Here is a 21,257-nt window from a genome sequence, read left to right as displayed (position 1 = left end):
CCGTACGTGTTCAAGCCAGCGCTGCCAGGCAACGCTCGAAAATATCCAGCCCTTCGTGCAGAACATCGGGCTCGATGGTCAGCGGGATCAGCAGGCGGATGATGTGCCGCGACTTGCCGCTGGGCATCAACAACAGGCCAGCGTCCCTCGCTGAGGCCAATAGGTCGGCAAGCTGCCGGGTCCCTGGCTCGCCATCCGCTGTGATCAGTTCGATACCGCGCATGCAGCCCACGCCGGTCAGCCTGCCTAGGTACGGCGACAGCTTGCCTGCCTGCCAGGCGTTGTAGCGCGAGACAATGGCGTTTTCCTGCTGTTCACCCCAGGTGGATAAATTGGCATCAGTCATTTGTGCCAGCGAGGCCAGGCCCGCAGCGCAGCCAATCGGGTTGCCGGAATAGGTGCCGCCGAGCCCGCCCTTGGGCAGGTTGTCGAGCAAATGCTTGCGACCGACCACGGCGCCCAGCGGAATGCCGCCTGCGATGCTTTTGCCCAGCAGAATAAGGTCCGGCTCGATGCCCAGGCGGCTGAACGCAAAGCGCTGCCCGGTACGGCCGAAACCGGACTGAATTTCGTCGGCGATCAATACGATGCCATGTTCATCGCAGAACGCTCGCAGCGCCTGAGCGAAATCCGCCTCCATGGCCAGGAAACCGCCTTCGCCCTGCACCGGTTCAAAGATGATGCAGGCCACATCGTTGACATCGATCTCTACGCTGAACAGTCGCTCCAGTGCCTTTAGCGCCTGCTCGGTGGTCACGCCGTTGTCCTTGCTGGGAAACGGAATGTGAAACACCGGGCCGGGCAGCACGCCGACTTTCTGTTTATAGGGCGCCACCTTGCCATTGAGGTTCAGGGTTGCCAGTGTTCGGCCGTGAAAGCCGCCATCGAAGGCAATCACAGCCGTGCGGCCCGTCGCGCCACGTACGATCTTCAAGGCGTTTTCCGCCGCTTCCGCACCGCTGTTGGTGAGCATGCCGCTGAGCGGGTAACTCACCGGTACGAACTCCGTCAGTTGCCGCATGAAGCGGATATACGGATCGTGAGGCGTAGCGTTGAAGCAATAGTGGGTCAGCTTTGCCGCCTGATCCTGAATGGCCGTGACCACCTGAGGGTTGCAATGCCCCAGATTGAGCACGCCGATACCGCCGACAAAGTCGATGTAGCGCTTGCCGGTGGTGCCCCATACTTCGGCATTGCGGCCGTGGGACAACGTTATGCTGTGGACAAACGAAATGGATTCGCTGATGTGTTCGCTCATCGGCCTGGCCCTGACTCCGGGGGATCATGATGGCCTTATCCAAACAAACATCGGGCAACGCTCGCAAACGAAATAAAATCACCGGGTCATTCCAATAATTCCCGATGTAGCGGCTTTCGTTGCTGTTAATTGCTGGTAGTTCATTCCTAAAAGGAATCATGTTTTTCAAAAACGTCGTTTGTGGGTTAGCCCCGAGTGGATCAATACTGGGTTCATCAGTGATTTCCACCGTTTCCATGACAGGAGAATCAACATGGTTGCCGAGTTATTAGCACGTCTGGGCGTGGCGAACAGTGCCCACACACAAGGGGACTATCCGGTTTACACCCCGATTGATGGCAGCCAGATTGCCTCGGTCACGCTTGAGGGCAAGGCGCAGGTCGTGGCACGCATCGACAGCGCCCACAGCGCGTTTCTGAAGTGGCGCACAGTACCGGCACCGCGGCGTGGCGAGCTGGTGCGGATCTTTGGTGAAGTGCTGCGCGAGCACAAGGCTGACCTGGGCGAACTGGTGTCGGTCGAAGCAGGCAAGATCACTCAGGAAGGCCTGGGTGAAGTCCAGGAAATGATCGACATCTGCGACTTCGCCGTCGGCCTGTCGCGCCAACTATATGGCCTGACCATTGCCTCCGAACGTCCCGGCCACCACATGCGTGAAACCTGGCACCCGCTGGGCGTGGTCGGTGTGATCAGCGCGTTCAACTTCCCGGTTGCAGTCTGGGCCTGGAACACCACGCTGGCGCTGGTCTGCGGCAACCCGGTGATCTGGAAGCCTTCGGAAAAGACTCCGCTGACCGCCTTGGCCTGCCAGGCGCTGTTCGACAAGGCGCTGAAGATTTTCGGCGATGCACCCGCAGCGCTTGCGCAGTTGGTGATCGGTGATCGTGACGCCGGTGAAGCGTTGGTCGATGACCCGCGCGTGCCGCTGATCAGCGCCACCGGCAGCACCCGCATGGGCCGCGAAGTCGGTCCGCGTGTTGCTGCCCGTTTCGGGCGCAGCATTCTGGAGCTGGGCGGCAACAACGCGATGATTCTGGCCCCCAGCGCCGATTTGGACCTGGCCGTGCGCGGCATTCTGTTCAGCGCCGTGGGCACTGCCGGTCAGCGCTGCACCACGCTGCGTCGTCTGATTGTGCATCGCTCAATCAAGGACGAAGCGGTTTCCCGGGTTAAAGCGGCCTACGCCAAGGTGCGTGTCGGTGATCCTCGTGAAGGTAATCTGATCGGTCCGCTGATTGACCAGCAAGCATTTTCGGCCATGCAGAATGCGCTGACCAAGGCGCGCGACGAGGGCGGTCAGGTGTTCGGTGGCGAGCGTCAGTTGCAGGACAAATACCCGAACGGCTACTACGTCACGCCGGCCATTGCCGAAATGCCTGGCCAGAGCGAAGTCGTGCGTCACGAAACCTTCGCGCCGATTCTCTACGTGCTGGCTTACGACGACTTCGAAGAGGCCTTGCGCCTGAACAACGAAGTGCCGCAGGGCCTGTCGTCGTGCATTTTCACTACCGACCTGCGTGAGGCCGAGGCTTTCCAGAGTGCCGCGGGCAGCGATTGCGGTATTGCCAACGTCAATATCGGCACCAGCGGTGCGGAAATCGGCGGGGCATTTGGTGGCGAGAAGGAAACCGGTGGGGGACGCGAGTCCGGCTCCGATTCGTGGCGCGCCTACATGCGCCGGCAAACCAACACCGTCAACTATTCCCGCGAGTTGCCATTGGCCCAGGGCATCGTTTTCGACTGATCTGTACCAGGCTATTACTTGACGGGCATTGCTGGAGTTTTTCGATGGTGCAGTTTGCTGAAGGCTGTCTGTGGGAACAATTGACTCCGCAACGACCGGTCAGTCCGGCCTTGATTGGGGAACGAAGCGCCGACGTGTGCATCATCGGCGCAGGTTTCACCGGTTTGTCGGCGGCGTTGCGGTTACTGGAAGGCGGCAAATCGGTGTGTGTGGTGGAAGCTCATCAGGTTGGTCATGGCGGCTCCGGGCGCAACGTCGGTCTGGTGAATGCAGGCACCTGGGTGGCACCCGACGAACTGGACAAGGTATTGGGCAGTGTCGAGGCCAGCCGCCTCAATAGCGCATTGGGCGCGGCTCCGGCGCTAGTGTTTTCGACTATCGACAAGTACCGCATCGAGTGTCAGGACACCCGCACCGGCAACCTGCACATGGCCCACAATGCAAAAGGACTGGCTGATCTGCGCAGCCGTGCCGAGCAGTGGCAGCGGCGCGGTGCCAGGGTCGAACTGCTGACCGGAAAACCCTGTGAAGACGCCTGTGGCACCGACAAGGTCAGCGGTGCGTTGCTCGATCACCGTGCCGGTACGGTGAACCCGATGGCGTATGTGTCAGGCATGGCGCTCAATGTCATGGCGCTGGGCGGTCAGCTGTTTGGCGAGTCTCCCGTCAACGGGCTGCAACGCACTGCCGATGGCTGGAAAGTGTCCACCGCCGCGGGCAGTGTGCGCGCCGAGAAGGTCATCATTGCCTCCAACGCCTACACCGAAGGTGAGTGGACCGACGTCAAGGATCACATCTTCGCAGGCTACTACTATCAGGTCGCTTCACAGCCGCTCAGCGGCAGCGAGCAGGCGGGCATTCTGCGTGGCGGGCAGGGTTCCTGGGACACGCGCACGGTGCTCAGCAGTATTCGTCGCGATGCCCACGGGCGACTGGTGCTGGGCAGCCTTGGCAACGCTGGCAATTATCCGCTGTGGTTTATTCGTCAGTGGGCTGATCGCATCCAGCAGCACTACTTTCCCCAGTTGGGTCGGGTTGAGTGGCAGAGCACCTGGACTGGCCGCATCGGTTTCACGCCCGACCATTTGCTGCGTCTGTTCGAGCCTGCGCCCGGCTTGCTGGCCGCGACCGGTTTCAATGGCCGCGGCGTAACCACCGGAACGCTGATGGGCAAGTGCTTTGCTGATTACCTGCTGAGCAACGACGCAACTGCGCTGCCGGTGAGCTTTTCCAGCAGCAAAAAGGTCTCGGCCAATGGCCTGCGTACGCTGGCTTACGACGCCGGTTTCACGCTGTATCACGCTGGCCAGTGCTTACGCGTGGTGCTCTGAGCCGACTGGCTTTCAAGCCATTCTGCTTTTGATTCGCAGCTCCGCACACAGCCCGCCCTGCGCTGAATTGCGCAGGTGCAGGCTGCTTTCCAGTTTGCGCACGATCATATCGACGATCGCCAGCCCCAGCCCACCGCCATTGCTGTGGCCCTGACTGTAGAAGCGTTCAAAAAGGCGTGCTTTCTGTTTCTCGTCGATACCCGGCCCTGCGTCTTCGACTGACAAATGTGCGCTGCCGTCTTCCTGGCGGTTGAGCATCACGCGAATCTCGCTGGCCGGCGGGGCGAAGTTGAGCGCGTTGGTCAGCAGATTCTGCAGTGCGATGGTGATCGCTGATGGGTCGCTGTGGATCACGCAGTCATCGCCCGCCTCGAACACCAGATCGACACGCTTCTCCAGTGCCAGCGGCGTGAGCTCGGCCATTTCCTCGCGCACCAAAGTGTTCAGTTCAAAGGTTTGTAACTGGCTGACTTCAAGGCGCGGTTCAAGTCGGGCCATCGTCAGCAGCTGGCTGGCCAGACGGGCAGCACGGTCGACGCCGTGCACGAGAAAATCCAGTGCCTCCAGATGCTGTTCCGGGGTTTCAGCCTGGCGGGCGTTCTGTGCGTGGATGCGCAGAATGGTCAGCGGTGTACGCAGTTCGTGGGCGGCGTCGGCGATAAACCGCCGCTCGCGCTCCAGCACGCTTTCGATCTGGGTCAGCAGACGGTTGAGCGCGTGTTGCATGGGTTCGAGCTCTTTGGGCAGCGGTGTTATATCAAGCGGCTCAAGGCTTTCGGCATCGCGTTGGCGAATGACCCTGGCCATCGACTGCAACGGGCGCAGGCCCCAGCCGATCGCCAGCCAGATCGCGACCACCAGCAGCGGCACGCCGATCAGCGTCGGCCACAAGGTGTGGCTGACAATGCGCTGAATCAGGTCCTGACGCACATCGTCGCGCTCACCGACCCAGATCAGGAAACCCTGCTGCGGGTCGGCCAGGAGGAAGCCGCACCACTCATGCCCGTTCTCGACCAGATCATGCGAGCCTTCTTCTGCGGGAGGCGCACTGAGCAGCGGCGCTTCGGCCGAACGCACCAAAAGCTCGCCCGACGTGCGCCAGACCTGAAACGTCAGCCGGGTTTCGTACGGATGGGCAACGCCACTGGTGCCGACACGGCTCATGGCCTGATCGAACGCCTGATAAAGCTTGTCCAGATCCTGCTCACCCGTAGCGCGCTGGCGCAGCACACCCTGCAACAGGCGCGCGCTCTGGGCCAATTGCGCATCGTAGACTTCTTCTATTTCGTGATGGCTGTCGCGCAGCGCGAGCAGGCTGATCGCCAGGTTGCCGAGCAGCAACAGCACCAGCACCGGGACCAGAATGCGCGCGCGTACCGAGGTCATGCCTTGAGCTCCAGCAAGTAGCCGACGCCGCGCACGGTGCGGATCAGTTCGGTGGACAGTTTCTTGCGCAGGTTGTGAATCAGCACTTCCAGGGTGTTGCTTTCGACCTTGTCCTGCCAGCCATACAGGGTATGGGACAAGCGCTCGCGGGTGACCACCTTGCCGGGGCGGATCATCAATTGGTGCAGCAGTTGATATTCCATTGGCGTCATCGGCACTTCGCTGCCCTGAAAACTGACCTGCTGCGAAGCCGGGTCGAGGCTGATCCCGGCGTGTTCCAGCAACGGCTGCGCACGTCCCTGGCTACGCCTGAGCAAAGCCCGGACCCGGGCTTTGAGTTCATCGACGTCGAACGGCTTGATCAGGTAGTCGTCGGCACCGGCGTCCAGACCGGCAATGCGGTCGGCGGTGCCGTCGCGCGCGGTCAGGATCAGCACCGGCAGGGCAAGCTCTTCGGCGCGCAACTGGCGCAGCAGATCGAAACCATCCATGCGCGGCAGGCCGAGGTCGAGCAGCAACAGGTCGAAGGGTTCGCTGCGCAGGGCGTGCAGCGCGCTCAGCCCGTCTTCCAGCCAGTCCAGCGTGTAGCCCTCGGTGTTAAGGGCCACACGGATGCCTTGGCCAATCGCACGATCATCCTCGACAAGAAGCAGGCGCATAGGGTTGTGACCAATGAATGAGGGTAAGAAGGACGCCATCATGCCGTCAGCAGGCAGTGTCGCGAAGTGCCGTGTGTCCGGGAAGATGTTACGAGCTGTTGCGTATTAAGCTTTTCCTAAGACTGGTTTCGCACAGTAGCGGCTCCTTAACTGCCTGTGAGTATCTGTCATGCGTAAAGTCCTGCTGGTTTCCCTGTTGCTGGCCAGCCCGCTGGCCCTTGCCGGTCCGCAATGCACCACCGCTGAAAAGTCCCAATGGCAGGATCAGGCCAAATTCCAGGAGCAGCTCAAGGCTCAGGGTTACGAGATCAGCAAGTTCAAAGTGACTGACGGCAACTGCTACGAGATTTACGGCTTCGACAAGGACAAGCGCAAGGTCGAGATCTATCACGATCCGGTCACTGGTAAAGCGGTCAAGACCGAGATCAAGTAATGAACCGGGTTTCCCTGCGCCTGTGGGACCCGCTGGTCAGACTGTTTCATATCTCGATCGCGGGTGTTTTCGTTGCCAATTACTTCTTCAATGAGGCGGGTGACGACTGGCACGTCTGGCTGGGCTATTACGCGGTTGCCTGGCTGGCGGTGCGGGTGGTGTGGGGATTCATCGGACCAACAAGCGCGCGCTGGAGCGATTTCTGGCCGAGCCCGGCGCGCCTGCGTGCGCATGTCCGGTCGCTGATCAACCGGCAGCCGGTACACAGGCTCGGTCATTCTCCGCTCGGTGCGCTGGTCATGGTACTCATGATGGCGCTGATCTTCGGCATGGGCCTGACCGGCTTCCTGATGGAGGAAGTCGATGCCTTGTGGGGTGCTGACTGGCCTTTGCAGGCTCATGAAATTCTCGCCAATACATTGTGTGCCCTGGTAGTGCTGCACATGGCCGCGGCCATCTTCGAAAGCTTTCAAGTGCGTGACAACCTGCCCTTGTCGATGCTGACAGGCAAACGACGTCCGTTACCTGAAGATCGCCATCGCTGAAACCACCTCCTTGCCCTTCATCACAGTGATGCCTCCTGATGCGTGTTATTTCCCAAAACCTGACTGCATGGAGCGCAGGCCTGATTGTTGTAGTGATTTTTCTCAGTGCATGGCTAAGCCATCCACAGCACCGGATATCTGCCTTTGCCGTGAGCACCGCACCGGTCGATGCTGAAAGTGTGGCACCCAAGGCATCCTACATTTCGCGTTTCGCGTCTTCTGATCTGGAAGATTTCGTGCATTCGTCAGCCGTGACGGCATTGCCTGGCGGCGACCTCATGTCGGTATGGTTCGCCGGTTCTCGCGAAGGGGCGGGAGACGTTGAAATACGTACCTCGCGGTTCGATGCGTCCAACGGTGAATGGGGTGGCGAGCAGGTCCTGGCGACCCGGGCGTCCACTCAGTCAGGTACTGGCAAATACATCCGCAAACTGGGCAACCCGGTGATCGCGCTGGCTCCGGACAATCGCCTGTGGCTGTTCTACGTGTCAGTCTCGGTCGGCGGCTGGGCGCGCAGTACCGTCAATGCCATGGTGTCCAGCGATATGGGGGCCAGTTGGTCGCCGCCTTGGCAGTTGGTGACATCGCCGTTTTTGAACATCAGCACGCTGGTACGTGGCGCGCCGGTGTTTCATACCGACGGCTCGATCGGCCTGCCGGTCTACCACGAGTTTCTCGGCAAGTTTGCCGAATACCTGTATCTGAGCGCAGATGGCGAAGTCATCGACAAGTTTCGCATCAGCCGCGGTAAAAATTCCCTGCAGCCCACCGTCGTACCGTTGGACGGCCAACGCGCCGTAGCCTTGCTGCGTTATGCCGGCGAGACGTTTCACCGGGTACTGGCCAGCCGTACCGAAGACGGCGGTCAGACCTGGAGCGAGCCGCAACCGCTGACACCCAGCAATCCCAACTCGTCGCTGGCCGCCGTCGGCGTACCGGGTACGGGCTTGCTGGTGGCGTTGAATGAAGGTCGCTTCAAGCTCAGCCTGTACAGCACCGACGAGCAGATGAAGGTCTGGCGGCCACTGCCGGATCTGGACAAGTCACCCGATCCGCTGGGTACACCGTTTGCCCTGGAAGCCTACAAGGCTTTCGCGCTTCCAGTGGCGCACGTCGCCAACCGATGGAAGCCGAGTTTCTGAGCAATCTGGACCAGCGTGTCTGTTCCGCGCAGGGGTGTGATTTCGAATACGAATACCCGTACTTCATCCGCAGCCCGGACGGCCTGTATCACCTGGTCTACTCGTGGAATAACACCTTCATCAAACATGTCAGCTTCAACGAGGCCTGGCTGGCGGAGCAACTTTTATGATCGCTTTGGGATTGGCTCATCTGGCGTTTGCCTGGACCCTGTTTGTGCTATTGGCTCCGCTGACCGCATCGTTATGGTGGCGCTGTGGCCTGCTGGCAGCGACCTCGCTGTTGAGCGTTATTTCATTCGACGGTTTGTCGATGGCGTCGTACGCTCGCAGCCTGACCGACGATCTGGCAATCAGCAGTCTGGTGGTGCTGGGCTGGCTGACCTTGCAGCGATTGGGTGTGCTCAGACCGATGGCAGTGTCCCGGCGATGGGTGATGCTGCTGGTGTTCGCTGTGCTGGCGCTGACGTTGTATCCGGGCACGCTGGGTCTGACGTACTTCGACCCCTACCGCTGGGGTTACAATCCGCGACCGATGATCATTATTGTCGCCGTTATCGCGTTGGGGCTGGTCTTGATGCGTAATGCGCTGGCTGTAGTGATGCTGGCTGCTGCGACGCTGGCATTCACATTTCGTATCAAACCGTCGGAAAATTATTGGGATTACCTGATAGACCCGCTTCTCGCCCTTTACTGCTGCGGGGCTTTGCTGAGCCTGGGCATCCGTTTTGTTTATCGCCGGGCAACGGAGTCGCGCCGTTCGGCCACCCTGTCTGCCGGCAATGTCTAGAGGAATGACGATGAGTTGGTTGCAATCGCGACGCCTGCATTATTGGCTGGGCGCGGTCATGTTGGTATTCCTGCTGTCGGCGTTACTGAGGGGGGTGTTTTTCTTCGGATTTTCTGGCGTCGAGCCGGGCGCCCTGTTTACCCATGGCGAGGTTGCGCAGACGCTGGGTATCGGCGTGCGTTTCGACCTGCGTCTGGCGCTGCTGATACTGCTGCCGGTCGCAGTGCTGCTCTGGTTGCCGCGCTGGAACATGGTCAGCCAGCCGGTCTTGCGCTGGCTGGCGCGAGGCTATCTGATTGTTGCGCTGGCTGTTCTGACGATGATTCATATCGTCGACTTTGGTCATTACGCCTATCTCGGGGTCAGGCTCAACGCCAGCGTGATGCGCTATCTGGAGGATGCGCAGATTTCCCGGGACATGCTCTGGCAGACCTATCCGGTGCTGTGGATCACTGCCGGCTGGTTGCTGACCGTTGCAGCGCTTGGCTGGGCGCTGCTCAGGCTTGAACGTGTCACTCTGGACCGCCAGGCCCGGCCGCTCAATCGCTGGTCCGTGGTCTGGGGTTCGGCACTGGTGGTCTGTGCGACCTTTCTCGGTTTGCTGGGCCGGGTCGAGAATCTCAATCTGGAAAATCCCGTACCGTTGCGCTGGAGCGATGCATTCTTCTCCGGCAACAGCCAGGTCGCGGCACTGGGGCTCAACCCGGCGCTGTTCCTGTACGACACGCTCAAGGTCTCCCAGTCCCACTTCGATGAAGCCCAGGTGCGTGAGCACTATGAGTCGGTCGCGCGCTATCTGGGTGTCCAGCAGCCAGATGCGCAGGCCTTGAGCTTCAAGCGTCACCAGCCTGTGCAGCCTTACCGAGTGCGCAGCGAGCGGCCGACGAATGTCATGTTCGTCATGCTTGAATCACTGGGCACCAGTGCTGTCGGTGCCTACGGCAATCCGCTGAACCCGACGCCGAATCTGGACCACCTGGCGACTCAAAGCTGGTTCTTCAAGCACTTCTATGTGCCGGTGACCGGCACCGCAAAAACGGTCTGGGCAAGCATCACCGGGGTGCCCGATGTCACCCGCCAGGAAACGGCCACGCGTCATCCGCTGCTGACGCGTCAAAACACCATCATCAATGACTTCAAGGGCTACGAGAAGCTGTACATGATTGGTGGCAATTCCGGTTGGGCCAACATGAACGCGTTGATCCGCCGCAGTATCGATGACGTGCGCCTTTACGACGAGCGCGACTGGAAGTCGCCGCAGGTGGATGTGTGGGGGATTTCCGACCTGGATCTGTTCAAGGAGAGCGACCGGATTCTGCGCGCGTTGCCAACTGACAAACCGTTCTTTGCCTACGTGCAGACCGCTGGCAATCACCGGCCATTTACCATCCCCAAAGACAACGATGGTTTTCAGGTCAGCGACAAGACACTGGAGCAGGTCCAGGCCGCCGGTTCGCGAAGCGTGGAGCAATACAATGCGGTGCGTCTGCTGGACTTCAATATCGGTCGGTTGATGGAACTGGCCAAGGCGGGCGGTTATTACGAAAACACCATCTTTGTGCTGTTTGGTGATCACAACACACGCATCAGCCAGATCCCGCACATGGCCCCGGCGTTCGAACAACTGGGGCTGGAGAGCAATAACGTTCCGCTGTTGATTCATGCGCCCGGCCTGCTGGGCACCCGGGTAGTCGATGACGCGGTCGGCCTTGCGGATCTACTGCCAACACTGGCGGGAATGACCGGTATGCCATTCACCAGCGGCACGATGGGCCGTGACATTCAGCAGCCCGCCCCCGAAGGCGAACGTGTGGTGCCGTTGGTACTGCGTGAAGGCACGTTCCCGCTGATTGGCGGTGTCACCCGTAACTACCTGCTGCAAATGGAGCACGATGGCAGTTCGCCCACGCTTCACGATCTGTCTTCCCCCACGCCGCTGGATAACGTCGCCGAGCAGAACCCGCAAGAGTTCGAGCGGCTGCGTGACCTCACTCGCGGCCTGCATGAAACCTCGCGAATGATGCTGTATCAGAACGTGCGCTGATCACCCGAACCGCGCCAGGCGCAGGATATTGCGCAAGCCTATGGTCAAGGCCGTATGCTCGCGTAATGATGGCATCTGTATTTGATGATGTTAAAGTGCTTGCCAATGTGAACCCTGCACGGATTAAAGACGTACATGGCGCTGTTTTCGACTATCGTCACCAGTCAAGAGCAAGTTCTTCGGGCGGTATAAACAGCTGCCCGAGGCACTGGCTATTTTTCTGGTGGATTATGGTATTTCATCGCTAATACCGGAAAAAACTGTCGGATTTTGCTTCGAATCTGTATTTTGGCGGCCTGTTTTCGCTCGGATGCGTTTTTTGTCTATTGCACACTCAAGAGCCTTCCTGGATGCCGGCAAGTTTTTCATGTGTTACCCCGCCGAAATTGCTTGCTGCACTGCGTGCTGAAACGAGTCAGCTTCACGTTAAGCTCGAAAAACGCATGCCGTTTTTTTCACCCGCGCTGGATCATGCTCTTTACCTTCGCTTGCTTAAGGCTTATTACGGCTTTTATGCACCGCTTGAAGCTGCATTGCACGACAGTGCCTTGATGCCTGCGGAGCTTATCCCGCAAGATCGGGTCAAAACCGCTGTGCTGGTCGAGGACCTGCGTGCTCTGGGTCTGTCTGATGACGACATCAGGCAACTGCCTCGCTGCGAGCAATTGCCAGCAGTGGATACGCCCGGTTCATGCCTGGGAGTCATGTACGTCCTTGAAGGTGCAACGTTGGGCGGGCAGGTGTTACGGCGCGAAATAAACAGGCGACTGGGTCTGGATGAGCAGAGTGGAGCGGCCTTTCTCGATGTTTACGGTGCCGATACCGGGCCACGCTGGAGGGCGTTTTTGAACCACCTGGATGCAGTGCCGCGAGAAGTTGTTTTTATTGACGCCGCAGCGTTTGCGGCGCAGTCCACATTTGCATGTTTCGAGCAATGGCTCGATGGTCAAGAGGTACTGCTATGAGCCAACTCGACAAGGACGCTTTTGAAGTCCTCCTGGCCAATTGTGCGGATGAGCCTATTCAGTTTCCCGGAGCCATTCAGCCTCACGGTCTGTTGTTCACTCTGGAAGAGCCAAACCTGACGATCCTGCAGGTCAGTGCGAACGTGCAGAGCGTGCTGGGCCATGCACCCGAACACGTTCTCGGTAAAGGCCTCGAGCATGTTCTGGGGGCCGGCTGGGCCGAGGTGATCAGAAGCGCCAGCGCTCATGATTTGTTCGTTGATGCGCAACGCTTGCTGATGACGGTCAATGGCATCGAGTTCGAAGCCTTGATGCACCGCAATCAGGATGTACTGGTTCTGGAACTCGAGATTCAGGACAAGGACGCGCAAGCGGTCAGTTATACCGAGCGCACTGGCAACATGGGCCGTATGTTGCGTCAGTTGCACGCTGCGAGTGATCTGCAAACGCTGTATGAAGTCAGTGTCCGCGAGATCCAGCGTATGACCGGTTACGACCGGGTACTGATCTATCGTTTCGAAGAAGAAGGCCATGGTCAGGTGATCGCTGAAGCGTCTGCGCCCAGCATGGAACTCTTCAACGGCCTGTTCTTTCCGGCGTCGGACATTCCCGAGCAGGCGCGCGAACTGTACCGCCGCAACTGGCTGCGCATTATTCCTGATGCCGATTACACCCCGGTGCCATTGGTGCCTCAATTGCGCCCCGACACTCAGCAGCAACTCGATCTGAGTTTTTCGACGCTGCGAAGTGTTTCGCCGATCCACTGTCAGTACATGAAAAACATGGGCGTGCTGTCGTCCATGAGTGTTTCGCTGATTCAGGGCGGCAAGTTGTGGGGGCTGATCAGTTGCGGGCACCGTACCCCGTTGTACGTGTCCCACGAACTGCGCAGTGCCTGCCAAGCGATAGGTCAGGTGTTGTCGCTGCAGATCAGCGCAATGGAAGCTCTGGAAATAAGCCGTCAGCGCGAGGCGAAAGTCAGAGCGCTTGAGCAACTGCATCAAGCCATGGCCGAGTCCGAAGAAAACGTCTTTGACGGTCTGGCACAGCAGCCACAATTGCTGATGGATCTGGTCGGTGCGACCGGTGTCGCGATCATCGAAGACCGGCAGACGCATTGTTACGGGGCCTGCCCGGAGGTTTCGGATATACGTGCGCTGCATACATGGATGATTGCAGGCGGCGAGCCGGTGTATGCCAGTCATCATCTATCCAGTGTCTATCCGCCTGCCGAGGCCTATCAGCCAATTGCCAGCGGCGTGTTGGCGATGAGCCTGCCAAAGCCTGTCGACAACGGCGTTATCTGGTTTCGCCCCGAGGTCAAGGAAACGGTTCAGTGGAGCGGTAATCCGAAAAAGCCACTGGATATGGAGAGCTCGGCAGGCGGCATGCGTCTTCGGCCGCGCACCTCGTTTGAGATCTGGAAAGTCGAGATGACCGGGATCGCTACGAAGTGGAGCTATGGCGATGTGTTCGCCGCCAATGACCTGCGCCGCTCCGCGCTGGAAAACGACCTTGCCCGCCAGGTGCGCAAGGAGCAACAGGCCGTTCGTGCCCGTGACGAACTGGTAGCGGTCGTTTCCCATGACTTGCGCAACCCGATGACGGTCATTTCCATGCTCTGCGGAATGATGCAGAAGTCGTTCAGCTCCGATGGGCCACACACCTCGCGGCGTATTTCCACGGCAATCGACACCATGCAGCAAGCAGCCAGCCGCATGAATGTGTTGCTCGAAGACCTGCTCGACACGTCGAAAATCGAAGCGGGCCGTTACACCATTACGCCGCAGCCACTGGAAGTCAGCCAGATTTTCGAAGAGGCCTACACCTTGCTGGCCCCGCTGGCGATGGACAAATCCATCGAGATTTCCTTCAATGCCGAGCCCGACCTCAAGGTCTAGGCCGACCCGGAGCGCCTGTTTCAGGTGCTGTCCAACCTGATCGGCAACGCCATCAAGTTCACCCCGAAACTGGGCAAGATCGGCGTGGCGGCGATGTCCAACGGCACTGAAATCGTGTTCACCGTGCGTGATTCCGGCGAGGGCATCCCACCCGAGCAACTGCCGCACATCTTCGAACGCTACTGGACCGTCAAGGAGGGCAACCCGACCGGCACCGGTCTGGGCTTATACATCTCCCAAGGCATCATCAAGGCCCACGGCGGAGAACTGGGAGCGCAAAGCCAGTTGGGTGAGGGTAGCGAGTTCCGCTTTACTGTGCCAATTGCGCATTGATTGCTTTCTCAGGCTTGAGGCGTAGATGACTCAAGCCTGAGCGGCATCAGCCCTGATGCCAGTCAGTGGCTTTTTCGATGTATTGAGCGTTGGCTGGAAGGGCCTTGCGCAGAAACGCGAGGTATTTGTCCATAAGCGCCTTGCTGGGAAAGCGCGCGGCGAAGCCGGTGGTGATATCGTCGCAATGGATGATGACCATCAGGCGTCTGTGATCGACCGTGACAAATTCATGCAGGTGCCAGGGGGCGGTTTGTCGATGGTGGACAGGGTTTTCCCAGTTCAGCAGTTTGATGGCTGTGATAAAGGCCATCGCCACTGGGCTGATTAGGGAAGGTTGAAGTAGCCGGATGTTTTCCGGCTACCGAGTCCTCAGCACTTTTCAAAAAACGATGCATGTCGAAATTTGCTCAATTATCTTCGCTTTTTAGCTCTTTCGGCCGCTGCAAAGCCTTTTGCGGTAACCATTTCCTGCATTACACGCGCACCTCTCCTGCGCTCGCCAACAAATGTCGGCGGGCCATCCACAGGTTTGACAGGGCGAACAACGTCACCATCTGCGCGGTGTTCTTGGCCAAGCCCCGAAAGCGCACTTTTTCATAGCCAAACTGGCGTTTGATGACCCGAAACGGATGCTCGACCTTGGCGCGAACCTGGGCCTTGGCCTTCTCGATTTTGCGGATCGCCTTGTACAAAATACTGCGTTTTCCGTGCTTTTTGTAAGTGCTGCGGCGGGCGGCAATCTGCCAAATGACCTTGCGCCCAGCGTGTTCTTCGCGCTTCTCGACCCCGGTGTAACCTGCGTCGGCGCAGACTACGTTTTCCTCGCCGTGCAGCAGTTTGGCAACCTGCGTGACGTCTGCCACATTGGCCGCTGTTACTACCACACTGTGCACCAGGCCTGACTCGTCGTCGGCGCCGATGTGAGCCTTGGCGCCGAAATAGTACTGGTTACCTTTCTTGGTTTGATGCATCTCAGGATCGCGTTTGCCATCCTTGTTCTTGGTCGAACTGGGCGCGTGAATCAGCGTGGCATCGACGATGGTGCCTTGACGCAACGACAAGCCACGGTCGCCCAGATAACCATTAATTACGCCGAGAATCCCGGTCGCCAACTCGTGCTTTTCCAGCAGACGACGGAAGTTGAGAATGGTGGTTTCGTCTGGAATTCGCTCCAGGCTCAGGCCTGAAAACTGACGCAGGATGGTCGTCTCATACAGCGCTTCTTCCATCGCCGGATCGCTGTAGCCGAACCAGTTCTGCATCAGATGAACACGCAGCATCGCCATCAGTGGGTAGGCGGGCCGGCCACCTTCTCCTTTTGGATAATAGGGCTCAATCAGGGCAATCAAGCCTTTCCAGGGCACCACCTGATCCATCTCGATCAGGAACAATTCCTTACGGGTCTGCTTGCGCTTGCCGGCATACTCGGCGTCGGCGAAGGTCATCTGTTTCATCATCGAAAAGCTCGGCGACTGGTGTCCGGAGATTTTGCCAAATTAGGAAGTCTTTTTCAGAGTTTCCTTAAGGGAGTGCTTATTGAGGTCGGCAACGGGGCTACCATTTCCAGGCTTTTTCCGTGAACTCAGTTGTTGGGGGGAGCACGGTGTGGAGAAACGCGAGGTATTTGTTGAACAGCACCTCATGCTGGAATCGGGCCTCAAAGCCCAGTGTGACATCCGTGCGGTGTGTGACGATCATCAGCCGTTTACGGTCGACGGTCACAAAGTTGTACTCATCCCAGGGCAGGCTTTGTTCATGGTGAATGGGGTTTTCCCAGCTGAGTAGCTTGAGGGCTGTGATACAGGCGATGGCTGCCGGCCCGACCAGGAAAAGCAGTAAGCCGGTGAGAGCGGCGATGAAGACGAATATCAGGATGACGGCTATGGCAATGCCCTTGAAGAAGGACGAGGCGAAGTCGGGGTAGTGAAGGTAGTACTCCAGGTGGGCACAGTTGGTTTTTATGGTGTAGTTGTAGATGGTTTTTTGGCGGATGAGCAGGCCTATGAAGTAAGCCAGAACCCCTCCAAGAGCAAGTATCAAGCCCGCTAGTAGAGGCGGGTTTTTTAAAAATACTTTCCAGCCCCCCCCAAATAAAAATTGAGCTCCCGGTCAGATGAATTGCGGCAAATATGGACTGCGCTATCATGATTTCTTTAGGTGATTTAGCCAGCGTTTTTATTTTCCAGTTTAGAATATCTCGGCCTTTTAGCAGGCATGGGGAGGGCGTCTGTTGAATCATAAGGGAGTACTCTCTGCGACTTCCAGAGTCAGGGTGCCAATTCTGCTTGATGCCTGTACTTCAAGCTCCACAGCAGCCAAACCATCAATAGCGGTATCGCCCCTTGTGCCAAGCTCCATCTGAAACAGATAGCCTCTATCGTCCTCACTAGGATTGATCAGATTGTTCGGATACCAGATTTGCAGCTCAAGATACGTTGCGTCCTTGTCGAGCGGCACCCAGGTTTCCCAGATGAGGTCTTCGTTTTCAGGTGGCATGAGAGGATAGGTGAAATCTTCACTCGTCTTGCCAGCTTGCTTGTTGGTAAGCGTCCCGAACTGTTCGGCCTTCCTGAATTGTCCGCGGTCCAGAAAAGCTTCATGCAGAGGGTCGTCCATTTTTTCTACAGGTAGCACTCCCCATGGTCGCTTGCTGCTGACTATGTTGAAGTGCACAGATTGCCCGCGTAACAGATTGGGTAAGCGCACTTGTACCCCTGCGCCATTTTGTACGGCTACGCTGTAGTAATCGCCTTTGCCAAGGTAACGGTCTTCGTAATGCACGGTGCTTTTTGCATGGACCTGCGGAGATAATTGAATTTCCATCAGCGCGCGCACTTCTTCCTGCTCACCTTCGGCGGTCTCAGCGTAACGATAGGCTAGGGTTCTCGACCAACAGCACTTGCGTAGCCACCAGCCAACACTGTCTTGCTTGAAATAATTCAGGGCCATCGTAGCGATGAGATAAATAAAACCAGTTGCCATCAAGGCTACGCTGAACCACGGATTCATCGCGATAATCGTAAAAACACCAGCGGGAAAAATGCCTGCCAATAACTGGGCTGCAGAACCCAATCCCATTACCAATACAGAAAATCCCTTAATGCCAATTCCGTATTCTTCTCCTGATGTTTTTGCTTCGTGAAAATCATCTGTGATATCAAATAGCTCAAGTACAACCGCCGCGATCCCAAACCCACCCATCGCCACCATCGAAACCCTGAACCCTCGTATTGCATCACCCCAAGTTACATTTCCCTTGGCTTTCCAATACGCACTGGACCTGTCCAGAACCCCCACATTCTTGCCATCGATCAGTACCGGTGTCGCATCCCTTATTACGCTCCACGGCGCTTCAACAAACACCGCCATCAACAGATTGAAGCTATACCCCAGTCCATAGGTAACCTTGCCAATATCCTTGGCACTGAAGTCTCCGTCTCGGGTGAGATCACGATAAGTAAGTGCGGTGTTGATGAAGTTGAGCATGATCACGCCCCAGGTGATCGAGCCTGCAGCGCCGCCGAGTCGGTCGGTCCAGCGTTTGGCTTGGGCGAGCCAGTCCTTGGCCAGGGTTTTGCCGGACTGGAAGTGCAGGCGAATCTCGTCCTGCAACTGCTTTGCGTATTGGTTGTTCTGATAGTCGAGCAGGGCGGGGATGCTCAATTCATGCAGACGAAGTTTTTCCTCAAGGACGCGAAGGTGGCTGGCGTTGCTTTTGCGGGTGTTGTAAGCGGTTGGATAAAGCCAGCTGCGACGGGTATCGCTGATCTGCTTGTTGAGGACCTGCCACTCGCGTATCCACTGTTTGAGCTTGGTGAATACCTGTTGATCGACTGCAATACGCGCCTTCGAATCAAGCAAAATCTGGCCGATCAACAGGGTGCGAAGCAATGCGACGATGTTCTGCTGTTTGCCCAGGGCCATGCGGCTGTCGATGGGTACCCAGGCCAGCAGGATACTCTCGAGCGTTGCCTTGCCTGCGCCTCTGGCCAGTTCGCCGAGAGCCTTGAAGGTACCTTGAACAGGTTGCTTCAGCGCCTTCATCCACGGCTTGTCGGCAAAGCCCTGGTGATTGAGGGCGCCATTGAGTTCGCCAATACGTGTAGCCAGGTTGGTTACGTCGCCAAGGCCGTTCAGCAGCGCGTCGGCCTCCTGGTGCAGTGCTTGTTTGAGCGCGGGTGAGAAGCCGTAGCGCAAGCTGCCAAACAGCGTGGTGGCGTTGGCTTCCTGCTCGGCCAGCCAGGTGGTGGCCGCGCTGTCCTGGGCGTAAATGATCTGCAGGTTGAGCATGATCGTTTGCAGGTACAGCAGTTGTGTTGGGCGGGTGGTATCGATAAACAGCTTGAGCGGGTCTGTGCCGATATGTGTCGCCCAGAGCTGAAAATCACTTTGTGTGTCACGCACCTGCTGCAGCAGTGCGTCTCCGCTTGGCAGATGCTGTTGAAGATACTGACGCGCGCTGGCCAGATCGACTTCGCGCCGCCATTTGTGGCGATCTTTCCAGGCCTGCGCGGCCTTTTCGGTAGGGACGCTGCCGTAACGCGCTTCGATCGATTTGCGCATGTCCAGGCTCTTGAACATGTCCGGCAGCAGCAGAAAATCTCCGGGAACGTTGCTGCTGCTGATCTGTGCTTCTTCAAGGATGCATTGCTCGAAGTACGCTTCGACCTCGCTCAGGTACTGGTGCGTGCGAGCCGCATTGCCGCGCACCGACGCTGGCAGTTTTAGCGGGTCGCTCTCGGCACCGCACAGTCCGGAGACAGTCTGGGCGATCTGGATTTTGTGTTCGTGCCTGGCTTGCCAGTCGCGAAAAGCCGCCTGATCAGCGGCCAGTTGCATGCCCAGATCATTGAAAACGGCCAGCGGGTCATCAAGGGCGATGAGCAGGGAACTGTCCTGATCGTCGACGCTGCCTTGCCAGAAAACGTCAGCACCCAGCGGTGTCCATAACGGATTGGTTTCTGCATCTTCCGCCAGCGGGCGAGCAGTGGGGATTGCCGAGTCAGCGAAACGGCCGTCGTCGGCAACATGGCTCTTGTCGATGTCCGCCACCGCCTCGGCGATACGGTTCACCGGCAGAGTGTCCGGCTCGGCCATGGTGATGCAGTAGCTGGCCAGATCCAGCGCTTTCATCCACAGCGCACGGCTTGGGGCGCTGGAGCGCATATGCTCACAAACTCGCCATGTCCATTGCTGCGGGGAAAAGGCGATGTGCAGTGTGCTACGTCTCGGGTAGAGCAGAAACGGCTTGCCATCGCTGGCGCCGCTTCGCTGATCACTGCCGATCTGCGCGTCCGTCCAGACAATGCGGCTCAGATGGCCGTTGTTTGCTGAAGCGACATATTCATGCAGCGTCCCGGCCGTTTCGTCGAACACATAGACGTAGCCGTCATACAGCTGGCGAAGGGTGTAGCTGCGTGTTTTCAGTGTCGGCATCAGCGCCCATTTGCCTTGTTTCGGCAATGGTTTCAGCTGCTCCGGCGCGGCGTCGTAGCGGGAGCGATCCAGCGCGTAGCGCACCGGCACGATGGCGACGTTCGGTCCTCTGAAAGGACAAAGGCTGGTGGCCGTCGCCGGAGTCTTGGGGAACAGTGCGGCGCGTCGTTGCTGGTGTGTGCCGTGTTTATCGGTCATGCGGGAAACTCTCTGCGCAGAAACGGGCAATTTCGCCCGCTGTATGCAGAAGTACATTCCAAGATGTGTGCCGACAATTTTTTTATCTATTTAAAACAAATAGATAGCGTTTAAAAGTTTAAAAAAAGCTCAATGGCCAGGCAAAAAACGCGAAATAGTGCGCAGGCTTTTGCGCATGTATGCGCAAGCTCGTTTAGGTGCTGGAGGGCTTTGTGTATGGGGCGTGACCAGTTTCAGCGTCAGGTGATGCGCAAGAATTTGCACATCACGGTTTTATGCCATGAGCGTGAAGTCAGCCGGGCAGGGCAATTTCCACCTGAATGCTCTTGCGAGCCCTGAATGGGGCGAGCAGTGACTCGTCATCCACCGGGTTGGTGATCAACGTCCAGGGCTGGCGCAACGGTGTCCAGTGCTGCTGACGCGCGCGGCCCAGCTTGGTGATGTCGGCCAGTACGAAGACCTGTGCGGCACGCGCCAGCATGTTTTCCTTGAGGTACGCCTGCTCGGCGCTGGCCTCGCACAGGCCCAGTTCGGCCACCACGCCGTCGGCACTGATGAACAGTTTGTCGGCGCTCAGGTGTTCCAGCGCTGCCTGCGCCGCCACGCCATAAGTCGACATGCTCGATGCCCGCAGTGTGCCGCCCAGCACGGTAATACGGCCATCGGGTATCAGCGCCAGATCGCTGAGTGCCAACAGGTTGTTGGTGATTACATGCAACCCGCGTCGCTGATTGAGAATGTGCGCCAGCGCGCTGGTGCTGGTGCCGCCTTCAAGAAACAGTGTGTCGTGATCGTTGATATGCGCCAACGCGGCACGGGCGATGTCCATTTTTTCCTGGCTGTGCTGGCGGCTTCGCTCTTCCAGCGAGGTTTCCGGTTCGCGCTGGCCGACATGCGCCGCGCCGCCATAGGTGCGCAGGATCAAGCCGTCTTCGGCCAGGGCTGTGAGGTCGCGGCGTACAGTGGCTTCCGAGACGCCGAGTTGGGCGCACAGCTCGTCCACGTTGGATTTGCCGGAAAGAACCAGTTCGAGTATCGCTTGACGACGGTTGGCGACTTTCATTACAGCCCTTGCGTTAAAGCCTGGAAACGGGA

At 58.2% G+C, this 21,257-nt stretch carries 13 protein-coding genes and 4 pseudogenes; 9 read left to right on the top strand and 8 right to left on the bottom strand.

From position 1 onward, the window contains the following. Positions 1–10: 10 nt before the first annotated feature. Positions 11–1,258 (bottom strand): 2-aminoadipate transaminase, encoded by a 1,248-nt coding sequence (locus tag LJU29_RS18375; protein ID WP_005754886.1) that lies wholly within the window; start codon positions 1,256–1,258, stop codon positions 11–13. A 253-nt stretch (positions 1,259–1,511) separates the two neighbouring features. Here LJU29_RS18375 and amaB point away from each other — a divergent pair, with 253 nt between their 5' ends. Both amaB and amaA read left to right on the top strand, forming a co-directional pair. Continuing rightward, positions 1,512–3,002, top strand: coding sequence for an L-piperidine-6-carboxylate dehydrogenase (gene amaB, locus LJU29_RS18370; RefSeq protein ID WP_005754884.1), 1,491 nt, complete (start codon positions 1,512–1,514; stop codon positions 3,000–3,002). A gap of 44 nt (positions 3,003–3,046) precedes the next feature. Then, positions 3,047–4,333, top strand: a complete 1,287-nt coding sequence (gene amaA / locus LJU29_RS18365) for an L-pipecolate oxidase (RefSeq protein WP_257111027.1) — start codon at positions 3,047–3,049, stop codon at positions 4,331–4,333. 12 nt (positions 4,334–4,345) lie between these two features. Here amaA and LJU29_RS18360 read toward each other — a convergent pair whose 3' ends face one another. Both LJU29_RS18360 and LJU29_RS18355 read right to left on the bottom strand, forming a co-directional pair. Then, positions 4,346–5,719 (bottom strand): sensor histidine kinase, encoded by a 1,374-nt coding sequence (locus LJU29_RS18360; protein ID WP_257111026.1) that lies wholly within the window; start codon positions 5,717–5,719, stop codon positions 4,346–4,348. Beyond that, a complete protein-coding gene (locus LJU29_RS18355; protein WP_005754876.1) occupies positions 5,716–6,378 on the bottom strand; it encodes a response regulator in 663 nt (220 codons plus the stop codon). The genes LJU29_RS18360 and LJU29_RS18355 overlap by 4 nt, the downstream gene beginning before the upstream one ends. A gap of 169 nt (positions 6,379–6,547) precedes the next feature. Here LJU29_RS18355 and LJU29_RS18350 point away from each other — a divergent pair, with 169 nt between their 5' ends. The 7 genes and pseudogenes from LJU29_RS18350 to LJU29_RS18320 all read left to right on the top strand — a co-directional run bounded on the left by LJU29_RS18350 (position 6,548) and on the right by LJU29_RS18320 (position 14,528). Continuing rightward, a complete protein-coding gene (locus LJU29_RS18350) occupies positions 6,548–6,811 on the top strand; it encodes a PepSY domain-containing protein (protein WP_002554361.1) in 264 nt (87 codons plus the stop codon). Continuing rightward, complete coding sequence (locus tag LJU29_RS18345; RefSeq protein WP_005754874.1) at positions 6,811–7,356, top strand: cytochrome b/b6 domain-containing protein; 546 nt, start codon at positions 6,811–6,813, stop codon at positions 7,354–7,356. Before LJU29_RS18350 ends, LJU29_RS18345 begins: the two co-directional genes overlap by 1 nt. A gap of 38 nt (positions 7,357–7,394) precedes the next feature. After that, a pseudogene (locus LJU29_RS18340) lies at positions 7,395–8,668 on the top strand (sialidase family protein). Continuing rightward, positions 8,665–9,285: a hypothetical protein gene (locus tag LJU29_RS18335; RefSeq protein WP_257111025.1), complete on the top strand. Its 621-nt coding sequence runs from the start codon at positions 8,665–8,667 to the stop codon at positions 9,283–9,285. The pseudogene LJU29_RS18340 and the gene LJU29_RS18335 overlap by 4 nt, the downstream one beginning before the upstream one ends. Positions 9,286–9,295: 10 nt before the next feature. Then, on the top strand, positions 9,296–11,329 hold the full coding sequence (locus LJU29_RS18330; protein ID WP_122320759.1) for an LTA synthase family protein: 2,034 nt from the start codon (positions 9,296–9,298) through the stop codon (positions 11,327–11,329). Positions 11,330–11,679: 350 nt separating this feature from the next. Beyond that, entirely contained in the window at positions 11,680–12,294 is a 615-nt protein-coding gene (locus tag LJU29_RS18325) for a biliverdin-producing heme oxygenase (protein WP_005746349.1), read from the top strand. Then, positions 12,291–14,528: pseudogene (locus LJU29_RS18320) on the top strand (ATP-binding protein). The gene LJU29_RS18325 and the pseudogene LJU29_RS18320 overlap by 4 nt, the downstream one beginning before the upstream one ends. Positions 14,529–14,574: 46 nt before the next feature. Here the strand turns inward: LJU29_RS18320 and LJU29_RS18315 are convergent. The 5 genes and pseudogenes from LJU29_RS18315 to LJU29_RS18295 all read right to left on the bottom strand — a co-directional run. After that, positions 14,575–14,856, bottom strand: a pseudogene (locus tag LJU29_RS18315) (permease); the annotation flags it as partial. Between the two features lie 145 nt (positions 14,857–15,001). Beyond that, positions 15,002–15,982 (bottom strand): IS5-like element ISPsy2 family transposase, encoded by a 981-nt coding sequence (locus tag LJU29_RS18310; RefSeq protein ID WP_054078085.1) that lies wholly within the window; start codon positions 15,980–15,982, stop codon positions 15,002–15,004. Between the two features lie 100 nt (positions 15,983–16,082). Continuing rightward, a pseudogene (locus tag LJU29_RS18305) lies at positions 16,083–16,767 on the bottom strand (permease). After that, positions 16,764–20,162, bottom strand: a complete 3,399-nt coding sequence (locus LJU29_RS18300; protein ID WP_257111023.1) for a toxin VasX — start codon at positions 20,160–20,162, stop codon at positions 16,764–16,766. The pseudogene LJU29_RS18305 and the gene LJU29_RS18300 overlap by 4 nt, the downstream one beginning before the upstream one ends. Before the next feature lie 292 nt (positions 20,163–20,454). Further along, positions 20,455–21,225, bottom strand: a complete 771-nt coding sequence (locus LJU29_RS18295; RefSeq protein WP_054994749.1) for a DeoR/GlpR family DNA-binding transcription regulator — start codon at positions 21,223–21,225, stop codon at positions 20,455–20,457. Between the last annotated feature and the right edge of the window lie 32 nt (positions 21,226–21,257).

This window comes from Pseudomonas ficuserectae, assembly GCF_024584585.1.
GTDB lineage: Bacteria > Pseudomonadota > Gammaproteobacteria > Pseudomonadales > Pseudomonadaceae > Aquipseudomonas > Aquipseudomonas amygdali.
Note: the sequence above shows the minus strand (reverse complement) of the source record. Positions and strands in the feature narration are given on the sequence as shown.